This window comes from Kribbella sp. (genome assembly GCF_035687465.1).
In the GTDB taxonomy this organism is placed as follows: Bacteria; Actinomycetota; Actinomycetes; order Propionibacteriales; family Kribbellaceae; genus Kribbella.
In genome coordinates, this window is sequence record NZ_DASRXP010000755.1 from 1 (window position 1) to 11,616 (window position 11,616).

12 protein-coding genes are annotated in these 11,616 nt (G+C 67.7%); 7 read left to right on the forward strand and 5 right to left on the reverse strand.

Annotation, left to right across the window (positions count from 1 at the left end; genetic code table 11):
* Window positions 1-498, reverse strand: a 498-nt coding sequence (locus tag VFG33_RS40710) for a neutral zinc metallopeptidase (protein ID WP_325058394.1), incomplete at its 3' end; no start/stop codon positions are given.
* Window positions 499-655: 157 nt separating this feature from the next.
* Between VFG33_RS40710 and VFG33_RS40715 the strand changes: the two genes are divergently transcribed.
* Window positions 656-1,750: an aminotransferase class V-fold PLP-dependent enzyme gene (locus tag VFG33_RS40715; RefSeq protein ID WP_325058395.1), complete on the forward strand. Its 1,095-nt coding sequence runs from the start codon at window positions 656-658 to the stop codon at window positions 1,748-1,750.
* A 61-nt stretch (window positions 1,751-1,811) separates the two neighbouring features.
* On the opposite strand, the gene VFG33_RS40720 is transcribed toward VFG33_RS40715, so the two are convergent.
* The gene (locus VFG33_RS40720) at window positions 1,812-3,851 is read right to left on the reverse strand and encodes a DEAD/DEAH box helicase (protein WP_325058396.1); all 2,040 of its coding nucleotides are present in this window, start codon (window positions 3,849-3,851) and stop codon (window positions 1,812-1,814) included.
* A gap of 536 nt (window positions 3,852-4,387) precedes the next feature.
* Between VFG33_RS40720 and soxR the strand changes: the two genes are divergently transcribed.
* Together soxR and snpA are read left to right on the forward strand one after the other, a co-directional pair.
* Window positions 4,388-4,864: a redox-sensitive transcriptional activator SoxR gene (soxR, locus tag VFG33_RS40725; RefSeq protein WP_325058397.1), complete on the forward strand. Its 477-nt coding sequence runs from the start codon at window positions 4,388-4,390 to the stop codon at window positions 4,862-4,864.
* Between the two features lie 152 nt (window positions 4,865-5,016).
* Window positions 5,017-5,673 (forward strand): snapalysin, encoded by a 657-nt coding sequence (gene snpA / locus VFG33_RS40730; protein ID WP_325058398.1) that lies wholly within the window; start codon window positions 5,017-5,019, stop codon window positions 5,671-5,673.
* A gap of 65 nt (window positions 5,674-5,738) precedes the next feature.
* Here snpA and VFG33_RS40735 read toward each other — a convergent pair whose 3' ends face one another.
* On the reverse strand, window positions 5,739-6,761 hold the full coding sequence (locus tag VFG33_RS40735; protein ID WP_325058399.1) for a LacI family DNA-binding transcriptional regulator: 1,023 nt from the start codon (window positions 6,759-6,761) through the stop codon (window positions 5,739-5,741).
* Window positions 6,762-6,982: 221 nt separating this feature from the next.
* Between VFG33_RS40735 and VFG33_RS40740 the strand changes: the two genes are divergently transcribed.
* Window positions 6,983-8,062 (forward strand): ABC transporter ATP-binding protein, encoded by a 1,080-nt coding sequence (locus VFG33_RS40740; RefSeq protein ID WP_325058400.1) that lies wholly within the window; start codon window positions 6,983-6,985, stop codon window positions 8,060-8,062.
* A gap of 66 nt (window positions 8,063-8,128) precedes the next feature.
* On the opposite strand, the gene VFG33_RS40745 is transcribed toward VFG33_RS40740, so the two are convergent.
* Both VFG33_RS40745 and VFG33_RS40750 read right to left on the reverse strand, forming a co-directional pair.
* Window positions 8,129-9,118, reverse strand: a complete 990-nt coding sequence (locus VFG33_RS40745) for an ABC transporter permease subunit (RefSeq protein WP_325058401.1) — start codon at window positions 9,116-9,118, stop codon at window positions 8,129-8,131.
* Window positions 9,115-10,047: an ATP-binding cassette domain-containing protein gene (locus VFG33_RS40750; protein ID WP_325058402.1), complete on the reverse strand. Its 933-nt coding sequence runs from the start codon at window positions 10,045-10,047 to the stop codon at window positions 9,115-9,117. The genes VFG33_RS40745 and VFG33_RS40750 overlap by 4 nt, the downstream gene beginning before the upstream one ends.
* Window positions 10,048-10,199: 152 nt before the next feature.
* On the opposite strand from VFG33_RS40750, the gene VFG33_RS40755 reads away from it, so the two are divergent.
* The 3 genes from VFG33_RS40755 to VFG33_RS40765 all read left to right on the forward strand — a co-directional run.
* Complete coding sequence (locus tag VFG33_RS40755) at window positions 10,200-10,508, forward strand: metal-sensitive transcriptional regulator (RefSeq protein ID WP_414673022.1); 309 nt, start codon at window positions 10,200-10,202, stop codon at window positions 10,506-10,508.
* 37 nt (window positions 10,509-10,545) lie between these two features.
* Entirely contained in the window at window positions 10,546-10,782 is a 237-nt protein-coding gene (locus tag VFG33_RS40760) for a heavy-metal-associated domain-containing protein (protein ID WP_325058403.1), read from the forward strand.
* The coding region (locus VFG33_RS40765) for a DUF8832 domain-containing protein (RefSeq protein ID WP_325058404.1) at window positions 10,779-11,616 on the forward strand (838 nt) is incomplete at its 3' end. The genes VFG33_RS40760 and VFG33_RS40765, both read left to right, overlap by 4 nt.

Here is an 11,616-nt window from a genome sequence, read left to right on the forward strand (position 1 = left end):
CAAGCACGAGGCCTGCAGTTCCCGCCGCCTGCTCTCAGCCAAGTGCTCGTCGACGCCGTTGATGTAGTCCTCCCGGGTCGCGGACGCCCCGAGGATCCCGGTCATCGCCTGGACGTGGTGCCCGTACTCGTGCGCGATCAGGAAGGCCATCGTCGTGCGAGTCCAGAGCGGGTCATGGATGCGCTGGTTCTTCAGGTCGAAGTCGGCGTGCATGTAGATGGTGCCGTTGCAATACACCGCCGAAGACCTGATGTCGCAGAACGCCTTGTCTGCCAAGGGGCCGGAAGAGACCTGCAGCTTCGGGCCCTGGAACTCGAAGCCCGCCTTGCGGATCACCGGCGCCCAGGCCTTGTTCAGGCAGCTGACGAACTCGGTGTAGTAGGCCTTCACTTTCACCACCGAGGTCGGGCGGGTCGTCGGCTCCTTGCACCGCGATGCAGGGATGCGGCCGACCTGGTAGAGCGGGTTCTGCAGGACCACCCGGTTCTCCGCCGCCATCGGGTCCACCGACGGCCCCACCGACTCTTGTTCACCGGCAGACAATAGCCCGGCACCGGCCAGGAAGGTTTCCTCGGCTTGAACACCCCTCGATGGCAACTTTTAGTGACGGAGCCATGGCAGTCGGACGCTCAGGGCCATTAGGGTGATCAGCACCATGAGCATCCATGAGCGGCATCGGTTGGCTGGGGTGGTCAACGCGCGCGGGACGTTCACGCCGTTGGGGGTCTCGCGGTCTTCGCCTGGGGTGGCGGCGGCGGTTGCGGAGGCTTTGCCCGAGTTCTTCGTGATGGAAGAGCTCGGCGATCGCGCCAGTGAGGCGATCGCGCACGCCACGGGAGCTCAGGCCGGCGCTGTCGTTCACTGCACGGCCGCGGCGATCACCATCGCGGTGGCGGCTGCGATGGCAGGCACTAACTCGGACCGAATCGCAAAGTTGCCGGATGCAACGGATATGCACAACCGGGTCGTGCTGCCCGCCGGTCATGCGATCAACTACGGGCAGTCGAACCTGCAGGCCGTACGGCTGGCCGGGGCGCGCGTGGCCCTGGCAGGGGACGAAAACCGTTGCAGCATTGACGATCTGGACGAGGAACTGGACGGGCCGGACGTTACTTGTCTGCTGCTGGTGTCGTCGCGGCTGACCACTGGTGAACCGCTGGATCTGACCGCCGCAGTACGGGCAGCGCATCGACGCGGAGTTCCCGCGATCATCGATGGCGCAGCTCAGTTCCCTCGGACCGCCGACCTACTCGCCACAGGTGCGGATCTCGTGTTGATCAGCGGACAGAAGTATCTGGCGTCGCCGACCGCGGGGTTGGTTGCCGGGACGCGGCAACTTGTGCAGGCGGTTCGGGCGCAGGAGAAGGGCATCGGCCGCGGGATGAAGGCGACGAAGGAAGCCGTCGTCGGAGTACTGGCCGCGTTGGAGGAATGGCAGGCCATGGACCGCGCGAAGTGGGAGGCCGACCAGGCGGCGAAGGTGACCTCGTTCGTGCGAGCTGCCGATGAGCTCCCTGGGATCGCGGCCGAGGTCCTGCCCGATCCGACCGGGCTACCGTTGTCCCGCGCGCTCCTGAAGGTCGATGGCGATGCCGCGAAGGTGGCCACCGAGCTGGAGGCCGGGGACCCACCGATCTACGTGATGACGGACCGCTTGGCCGACAATGAGCTCGTCCTCGAACTGGTCCCGCTCGACGCCGTCGAGCTCGAGATCATCCTGCTCCGCCTGACCACTATCCTTACCGCCTGAGCCTTGCAGAAACAGCGAAGCCCCCGGTTCACACCGGGGGCTTCGCTATCGAACTTACTTGTCAGCGCTGGTAGGACTTGCCGCCTTCGTAGCGGTTGCCTTCCGTACGGCGCGGGCCGCTGCCGGAACGCTCCGGACGGCGGCTGCCACCGCTGCTGCGACCCTCGTAGCTCCCACCGCGGCTCGGACGGCTGCCACCGAAGCGCTTGCCACCCTTGTTGAAGCCACCGCTGCCACGCTGCGGCTTGGGGGCCGGCAGCTTGACCGGGTAGCCGGACGGCTTCGTGCCACCAGTCAGATCGGTCACGACCTCGTCGCCCGGACGAACCCGGACCGGCTCGGTGTTGACCCCGGCCGACTCGGCGAGGCGCATCATGCCGCGGCGCTGGTGCGGCAGTACCAGCGTGACGACGGCACCCTTGCCACCGGCGCGCGCAGTACGGCCTGCGCGGTGCAGGTAGTCCTTGTGCTCGGCCGGCGGGTCAGCCTGAACAACCAGGCCGACGTCGTCGACGTGGATCCCGCGAGCTGCGACATCCGTGGCGACCAGGACCGGAACCGAACCGTCCTTGAACTGGTCGAGCGTCCGGTTGCGGGCGCCCTGGGTCAGACCACCGTGCAGCGCCGCGGCCATCACGCCACGGTCGCGCAGCTGGGTGGCGACGCGGTCGGCGCCCAGCTTGGTGCGGACGAACACGATGGTGCGGCCGTCGCGGCTGGCCAGCTCGGCCGTCAGCGACTGCTTGTGCGCCGGCTCGATCACGAGCAGGTGGTGCTCCATCGTGGTGACCGCGGCCTGGGCGGAGTCGGTCGAGTGCGTGACCGGGTCCTTCAGGTAGGTCTTCACGATGGTGTCGACGTCACCGTCGAGGGTGGCGGAGAACAGCAGCCGCTGGCCTCCGGCCGGGGTCATGTCGAGCAGCGTGGTGACCGCCGGCATGAAGCCCATGTCGCACATGTGGTCGGCCTCGTCGAGGACGGCGACCTCGACCGCGCCCAGGTCGGCAGCGCCCTGCTCACACAGGTCGATCAACCGGCCGGGGGTGGCGATCAGCAGGTCGACGCCACGGCGCAGCGCGTCGATCTGCTTCGGGTAGGGCAGGCCGCCCGCGATCAGCTTGATCGAGACACCCATCACGTGGGCGAGCGGCTCGAGCGCGTCGTGCACCTGCATGGCGAGCTCGCGGGTCGGCACCAGCACCATGCCGCGCGGACGGCGCGACTCGGTGTGGCCACCGGCCAGCCGCATCAGCGTCGGCAGGCCGAACCCGAGGGTCTTGCCGGAACCGGTCTGACCACGGCCGAGCACGTCCCGGCCGGCCAGTGCGTCCGGGATGGTCGCGGTCTGGATCGGGAACGGCGTGGTGATGCCGTCGCGAGCCATCCGCTGCACCAGCCGCGGCGCCAAGCCGAGCGCGGCGAACCCATTGCCCTCGGCAACCTCGCCGAGGTCCACCGGCGCCTCGACCTGCGCCCGCACCGGGCGCTCGCGCTGCTCGAACTTGCGCTCGGGGCGGTCGTAGGAACGGTCGCCCCGATCGTTGCGCTCGACACCGCGCTCAGTGCGGGGGTCGCGGTCGAAACCACGGCTGTCCCGGTCGTTGCGGTAGGCAGGCTTGTCGGCGGGGCCCCGGTCGTACGAGCTCTTCTGGTACGAGCTCTTCGGGTATGACGAGGTGGTGCGGCTGTCAGACGTGGTACGGCTCTCCGAGGTAGGACGGGATTGCGGGCTGGTGCGGTTCTGCGAGTACGTGCTGTTCTGCGGGCGCTCGGTGCGCGACGAGTTCGTCCGCTCGGCGGCGCGGTAGCCGCGGACCGGGCGGTCGTTGTCGCGCGACGGGGCGTCGCGGCGCTCGCCACGGCTGCCACGGTCGGAGTACTGCGACGGGCCGCCGCGGCGCTCGGGGGTGCGCTCGACGGCCACCTTCTCGACCCGGGCCGAACTGCGGTCCGTGCCGGGCGTGGTCGGTGCGTCCAGCTCGGCGGCCATTCGCTCGCCGTACGACTGGGTCTGGAACTTCTTGTGGCGCGGCTTCTTCACCCGGTCGGCGGCCTCGTTGCCGTCAGCGGGCACATACTGGTCCTGGTGGTGCTGGGACACGCAAACTCTCTCTCAACGTCACGGCTCAATGCCGTATCGGAGCCGCACGCAAGTGCCGGCCACGAAAAGTGGCCGGATCTGGCGTGCAAGGCAGGAGATTGGCATCGACCTGCGGGTGCTATCGCGTTGCACCCATGTCGCCGGGGAATCATCAGCGGGTTGCCGAAACCGACGGGTCGGAGCGCCTGGGAAATGCTCTGGTGACGCGACTCGCGCACCGACGACGAAAAGTATACCCCGTCCAGCCCCACCCCTTGACCACCACCACCAACCGGCGTACAACCACCCAGCCCCGGTACTCACCATTCACCGGCCCACCAGGCCGCACGCCACCCCCTCCCGGACCTCCAGCACTATCCAACCGTCACCAGCGCACGAGACATCGCCGACCGCGGGCGCGGTGACCTGTGGGCAACCCCGACCCGAGCAAGTTGGTGAGTGCTGCGGGTCCGCCCAGCCCCGGGTTCCCCTTGCCCAAGGCACCGGGAGGGCTCAAGTTCGGTTTAGCTCTTGTGTGGCGGTTCTAGGGTGGCGGTATGGCGGATGAGACCATTCCGAGCAAGGATCATTGGCTGTCGATCGGGGAGATCGCCGGCCGGTCGGGGGTCGCGGCTTCGGCCTTGCGGTTCTACGAGGACCAGGGGTTGATCGCCTCGAGACGGACCGCGGGCAACCAGCGGCAGTACCAGCGCAGCACGCTCCGGCGGATCGCCTTCGTCCAGGCAGCGCAGCGCGTCGGGCTCGCCCTGGCCGAGATCAAGGCCGCTCTGGATTCGTTGCCGGAGGACCGGACGCCGACCCGCGCCGACTGGAGCCGGCTGTCCAAGTCCTGGCGCAGCCGTCTCGACCAGCGGATCTCCGAACTCGAGCGACTCCGCGACGACCTGGACGACTGCATCGGCTGCGGCTGTCTCAGCCTGCAGCGCTGCAACCTCTACAACAAGAACGACCGTTTGGCCGACCGCGGTCCCGGTGCCCGGATCCTGAACGTCGGCATACCCGGCGAGTTATGAGCGGCATAGGCCCGGCACCGGCCAACGAGGGTTAACCCCTGCCTTTTTCCCGATCTGGTGTGCATTTCTTCAAGCCTTGGCAACATCCCGGTCTGTAGCGAACAGTAATCCGCTGGTCGCTTTCCGCCACAGATCCGGAGTGAGGCCCTCCCATGTCCCATCGCCGCATCCTGACTTCGCTTGCCGCGCTCGCCGCGGCAGCCCTGGCAGTCCCCGCCTTCGCCGCCGCCCCCACGGCGCAGGCTCCCGCCACCTCGTCCACGGTCGCCGCGTACACCGGTTCGCCCCAGGACGAGGCCGCCACCAAGGCCTTCTACGACGCGGTGATGAAGTCCGCCCGCGCGAAGCAGGCCAAGGCCGGCAACAAAGTCGCCGCGGTCACAGTCACCTACGCGGTCGACGCGCCCACCTTCCAGTCCCAGATCAACTCCAGTACCTCGATCTGGAACTCCTCGGTCAGCAACGTGCACCTCGTCGAGGGCAGCAACTACGACTTCTACTACACCGAGGGCAACGACCCGCGCGGTTCGTACGCGTCCACCGACGGCCACGGCAGCGGCTACATCTTCCTGGACTACGCGCAGGCTCAGCAGTACGACCCGACCCGGATCACCGCCCACGAGACCGGGCACGTGCTCGGTCTGCCGGACCACTACTCCGGCCCGTGCAGCGAACTGATGTCCGGCGGCGGCCCCGGCCCGTCCTGCACCAACCCCAACCCGGACGCCAACGAGCGCGCCCGCGTCAACCAGCTCTGGGCCAACGGCCTCACCAGCCTCGGCCAGGCCGCCTTCCACACCTCTAAGTAGAAGCCCCCAGAACTCTCCGGCTCGGACCGCCTTTGCAGGGGACGGCTCCGGGCCGGAGTTCTGAGCTAGCGGGCGTGGGGGCCCGTAGTGCCGCGGACGACGAGTTCGGGGCGGAAGAGAAATTCGGTGTGAGGAGTGGCGTGGCCGCGGACCTCTTCCAGGAGTGACTGGACCGCTGCCAGGCCCATCGCCTGGACCGGCTGGCGAACCGTGGTCATCGGGGGGTCCGTGAACTCCATCATCGGGGCGTCGTCATAACCCACCACCGAGATCTCGGCCGGGACCGCGAGGCCCCGCTGACGGGCGGCGCGGATCACGCCGAGCGCCATCATGTCGGAGCCACAGACCACCGCGCTGACGCCGACGTCGAGCAACCGCTGGGCCGCCGCCGCACCACCTTCGACTCCGAACATGCTCAGCTCGACCAACTCGTCCAGGTCCGCGTCACTCAACCCGAGCTGGGCCTTCATCGCGGTTCGGTAGCCGGCCAGCTTCCGCTGCACCACGATGAACCGCTCCGGCCCGGACGCGAACCCGATCCGGCGGTGGCCGAGGGCAACCAGATGCGAGACCGCCAGCTCCATCGCGGCCGACTCGTCGGACGAGATGAACGGGGCATCGACCCCGGGGAGCCAGCCGTTCACGAAGACCACTGGGAGATTCCGCTCGACCAGGGCCTGGTACCGGGCGTGGTCGGCGCCGGTGTCTGCGTGCAGGCCGGACACGAAGATGATGCCGGACACCCCGCGCTCGAGGAGCATCTCGACGTACTCCTCCTCGGTGGCGCCGGAAGGAGACTGCGTGCACAGCACCGGGGTGAAGCCGCGCTGCGAGAGCGCGGACTCGATCACCTGGGCGAACGCGGGGAAGATCGGGTTGATCAGCTCCGGCATCACCAGCCCGATCAGGCCGGCCGAGCGGCGGCGCAACCGGGTCGGGCGCTCGAACCCGAGCACGTCCAACGCGGTCAGGACCGCCTGTCTGGTCTCGTCGGCGACCCCGGGTCTGCCGTTCAGTACCCGCGAGACCGTCGCCTCACTGACCCCCGCCTTGACCGCGATGTCCGCCAGCCTCGCTCTGCTGCTCACGGGCGCACCCTACCCACCGCCTGGTCACCTTGCAGCAAGAACCTGCAAGAACTTGCAGGCTCACGCTGCGTACAGGTGTCCAGAACCTGAACAGTACGGACATCTCTTCTGGCGTACACCTTGTCAGGAGCTGCCGGTCAGGTCAGGATGGGCGCACCCCCGCCCGGGGGCCTTTACTCGGATCGTCCGGCACGTTCCTGCCGGTGAAGGAAGGTTTCGTCATGGCTACTGTCTCGTTCAAGTCGGCAACCCGGGTCTACCCGGGAACCGAAGCCCCCGCCGTCGACAAGCTCAACCTCGAGATCGAGGACGGCGAGTTCATGGTCCTCGTCGGCCCGTCAGGTTGTGGCAAGTCCACCTCGCTCCGGATGCTCGCCGGCCTCGAAGAGGTCAACGAGGGATCCATCTACATCGGCGACCGCGACGTCACGCACCGTCCGCCGAAAGAGCGCGACATCGCGATGGTGTTCCAGAACTACGCGCTCTACCCGCACATGTCCGTCGCGGACAACATGGGCTTCGCGCTGAAGATGCAGGGTGTCTCCAAGGAAGACCGCGCGAAGCGCGTGATGGAGGCAGCGAAGCTGCTCGGCCTGGAGGACTACCTGGACCGCAAGCCGAAGGCGCTGTCCGGTGGTCAGCGTCAGCGCGTCGCGATGGGTCGCGCCATCGTGCGTAACCCGCAGGTCTTCCTGATGGACGAACCACTGTCGAACCTCGACGCCAAGCTCCGGGTCCAGACCCGCACCCAGATCGCCGAGCTGCAGCAGCGCCTCGGGGTCACCACCGTCTACGTCACCCACGACCAGGTCGAGGCCATGACGATGGGCGACCGGGTAGCGGTCCTCAAGGACGGTCTGCTCCAGCAGGTCGACACCCCGCTGAACCTGTACGACGCGCCGAAGAACAAGTTCGTGGCCGGCTTCATCGGCTCGCCCGCGATGAACCTGCTGGACGCGGACCTGGTCGACGGCGGCGCCAAGCTGGGCGACTACATCGTGCCGGTCGAGCGCGCCATCCTGGCCAAGGCCGGCAACGACAAGACCCTGACGCTGGGCGTCCGCCCGGAGGCCTTCAAGGTCTCCGACAACGGTCTCCCGGTGAAGGTGGCCGTGATCGAGGAGCTCGGCGCCGACGCGTTCCTCTACGGCACCGCCGAGCACAACAGCGAGCACCAGCAGATCGTCGCCCGGATCGACGCCCGGATGAAGGTCGAGAAGGGTTCGACCATCCACCTGGCCGCCGAGCCGGACAAGCTGCACCTGTTCTCGACTTCCACCGAGGAGCGCCTGATCGCCTGACCTGATCAGGATCCAGTACTACGTACGCCGGCCCCGGGTGGTTCGTCCACCCGGGGCCGGCGTTTGTCAGTTGACGTCGCGCCGATAGAAGGCGCCGGCGCCGGCTGCGATCAGGAGCACGGTAATGACCGCCAGGTACCAGGCGCCGTGCTCGAAGGAGACGGTCTTCTCGACCGTCTCGCAGAAGTAGCCGCCGTCGACGCTGGTCTGACACTTGTCCACGAAGTACGTCGTACCGTGCTTGACCCAGGCGTCGAAGTTGATCCTGATGAGCCACGGCTGGGCCGTCGTCAAGAATCCCCCGAACACCGCTTCGACCAGTACGACATACCCCATCGCTACACCGATCGCCGCGGCCGTATGGCGCAACAGCGATCCCACGACTCCGCCCAATGCGGCCGCCGCGGCGGCCAGCAGCACCGCCCGGCCCGCCGTTTCGGTGAGATCACCCCACGCCTTGCCCGTCGTACCAGCCGTGGTTCCCAGGTGGTCGATGATCAGGAAGGTGCCGCCCAGCACCAAGGCCAGCACCACGACCGCGAGCGGGATCATGCCAACCGCGAGGGCGAGGAGCTTGCTGCCGTAGACCCGTAGGCGGCGTGGCTCGAACGTGAGCCAGTTGCTGATCGCGCCGCTGCTGAACTCGGCACCGAGGAAGCTCGCGCCGATCAGGAAGCCCGCGAACGCGAGCAGGTAGGAGGATCCGAGCAACAGATCGGGAATCACTTCGGTGAAGACCGTCTTCGGCCGACCGAAATCCTCCAGCTTCGGCTCGGTGTAATTGCACATCTCCTCGAGCGTCGGCTTCGGATCGGGTTGCGACTCCCAGTCCTTCTCGCACTGCGCCTGGTTCTCCTCGCCGTGGAGCTCCCAGTCCTTGTGGATCTGCTCGAAGATGACCTGGTTCTGCTGTTGCTCCGCGGCCGTCAGCGGCTGGGAGTTCCGCCAGGTGGCGAACAACAGGAAGGCCGTGATCAACAGAACCGCGGCGACGCCGACCACGGTCAACCGGCGGGCGATCAGCCGGCGTAGCTCTACGCTGGTCAGGCGGATCATCGGTCGCCTCCCAGGCCCTCGTCGGCGGTGAGCTCGAGGAACACGGACTCCAGGTCGGCGCGGACCGGGATCAGTTCGGAGACGTACAACTCCTGCTGGGCAAGGCGTCTCGTCACGTCGGATGGATGCTCCGCGCCGTCCACCAGCAGATAGTTGCCGTCAGCACGCACTGTCAGACCGGCCGAGGTCAGGATCCGGGTCGCTCTGTCATGGTCGTCGACAGCGACCTTGACCGTGCCCTTGGCCGTGCCGCCGATCACCTCGGCGACGGTGCCGGAGGCAAGCAACCGGCCGTGGCCGATGATCGAGACGGTGTCGGCCACCTGCTCCACCTCGGCCAGGATGTGGCTGCTCACCAGCACGGTCCGGCCCTGCTCGCCGAGGGCGCGCATGGTCTCGCGGATCTCCCGGATCCCGGCCGGGTCGAGTCCGTTGGTCGGCTCGTCGAAGATCAGCAGCTCAGGCTCTTTCAGCAGCGTCGCGGCGATCGCGAGCCGCTGCTTCATCCCGAGCGAGTAACTCTTGAACCGGTCCTTGCCCCGCTCACCGAGTGAGGTCTCTTCCAGTACTTCGCCCACCCGCCGGCGCGGGGTGCCGATCGCGTCGGCCAGCAACTCGAGATTCTTCCGGCCACTGAAGGCGGGGAAGAACTTCGGCGACTCGACGATCGCGCCGACCCGGGACACCACCTCCGGCAGATGCTCGGGGACCCGCCGGTCGAACAGCGTCATGGTGCCGGCGTCGGCCCGGACCAGCCCGAGCAGCATCCGGATCGAGGTCGTCTTGCCGGAACCGTTCGGCCCGAGAAAGCCATGGACCCCACCGGTGGGCACGTCCAGATCGAGCCCCTGGACCGCGACGACCCGCTTACCCCGTCGAGTCCGATAGGTCTTTCTCAGTCCCCGTGTACTGACCGCCAGTTCCGGCATGCCACCCCTCTCCTGGTACCGCTCCACACCCGACCACTCGGGCCGTGAGACGCACACCCTCCCACTTTTGTTGCATCCGATACCCCAAGGGGGTACCTTAAGGGCGTCGACATACCCCCCTGGGGTAGCAGCAAAGAGGAACGAGGACCGCCATGACCACCGAGCAGGACCACGAGCACGTGCACGGTTACACCGCAGAGAAGGCCAGCCACCTGAAGCGGCTGCGCCGGATCGAGGGGCAGGTCCGCGGCCTGCAGCGGATGGTCGAGGAGGACAAGTACTGCATCGACATCCTCACCCAGGTGTCGGCGGCGACGAAGGCACTGCAGTCCTTCTCGCTGGAACTACTGGACGAGCACCTCTCGCACTGTGTCGTCGAGGCGGCCCAGAAGGGCGGCGCCGAGGCCGAGGAGAAGGTCCGCGAGGCCTCCGACGCCATCGCCCGCCTGGTCCGCAGCTGAACCACCACCACGCACGTACTAGTCAAGGAGCACTGCCATGACCACCACGACCTACTCCGTCAACGGCATGACCTGCGGGCACTGCACCGCCGCCGTCACCGAGGAGCTCAGCAAGCTGACCGGGGTCCAGGAGATCAGCATCGACCTCAACGCCGGTGGCACCTCCGCAGTGCACGTGACGAGCGAGTCCGGTCTCGAGGAGGCCGCTGTCCGCGAGGCAGTCGACGAGGCGGGCTACGAACTGGCCACCTCCTCCTCGGGCACGCCGGCATGACCGGGGCTGTCGCGCTCCGGCTCGGCGCGTTCGCCGGTGCGCTCGCGCTGGCCTTCGCCGGCGCCTTCGCGCTCGGCTCCGCGGTCGACCCGATCGCGGCAGCCGACCCGGTCGCCCAGCCAGACTCCACCGGCATGACGGGGATGACCGACGGAGATGCGGGCGACACTGGACACACCGCCGATGCGGCAGCTGCCCAGCCGCCCGGGCTCGCGGTGTCCCAGTCCGACTACACCCTGGTCCCGGCGACCACGTTCTTCCAGCCGGGCAAGCAGGAGACCCTGAAGTTCACGATCCAGGGTCCGGACGGAAAACCCGTCACGCAGTACACGAAGACCCATGAGAAGGACCTGCACCTGATCGTCGTACGGCGGGATCTGTCCGGGTTCCACCACGTGCACCCGACGCGGGACGCGAGTGGCACCTGGAGCATCCCGTTCACGTTCACAGCGGGTGGGACGTGGAGGTTGTTCACCGACTTCCAGCCGACCGCGCTCGGCGAGACGCTGACGCTCGGCACGGACGTGAACGTGTCCGGCCTCTACATCCCGGTTCCGCTGAACGAGCCGACGAGCGTCTTCAGCATCGACGGGTACGACGTGACGCTGGCGGGCACGCCGATCGCCGGGAAGGAATCCGAGCTGACCTTCGCCATCAGCAAGGGTGGCAAGCCGGTCACCGATCTGCAGCCTTACCTTGGCGCCTTCGGACATCTGGTGTCACTGCGCAGCGGCGACCTCGCCTACCTGCACACCCATCCGGCACAGGAGGCGGCAGCGGGTCAGAAGGGTGGGCCGGGGATCACCTTCGGCACCACGTTCCCCACCGCCGGCA

What these genes read in the sequence shown, in the direction of transcription:
- VFG33_RS40760 (WP_325058403.1), top strand. Translation starts at nt 10,546, where the DNA reads ATGACCACCACGACCTACTCCGTCAACGGCATGACCTGCGGGCACTGC.
- soxR (WP_325058397.1), top strand. Translation starts at nt 4,388, where the DNA reads ATGGCGGATGAGACCATTCCGAGCAAGGATCATTGGCTGTCGATCGGG.
- VFG33_RS40750 (WP_325058402.1), bottom strand. Translation starts at nt 10,047, where the DNA reads ATGCCGGAACTGGCGGTCAGTACACGGGGACTGAGAAAGACCTATCGG.
- VFG33_RS40715 (WP_325058395.1), top strand. Translation starts at nt 656, where the DNA reads ATGAGCATCCATGAGCGGCATCGGTTGGCTGGGGTGGTCAACGCGCGC.
- VFG33_RS40745 (WP_325058401.1), bottom strand. Translation starts at nt 9,118, where the DNA reads ATGATCCGCCTGACCAGCGTAGAGCTACGCCGGCTGATCGCCCGCCGG.
- VFG33_RS40755 (WP_414673022.1), top strand. Translation starts at nt 10,200, where the DNA reads ATGACCACCGAGCAGGACCACGAGCACGTGCACGGTTACACCGCAGAG.
- snpA (WP_325058398.1), top strand. Translation starts at nt 5,017, where the DNA reads ATGTCCCATCGCCGCATCCTGACTTCGCTTGCCGCGCTCGCCGCGGCA.
- VFG33_RS40740 (WP_325058400.1), top strand. Translation starts at nt 6,983, where the DNA reads ATGGCTACTGTCTCGTTCAAGTCGGCAACCCGGGTCTACCCGGGAACC.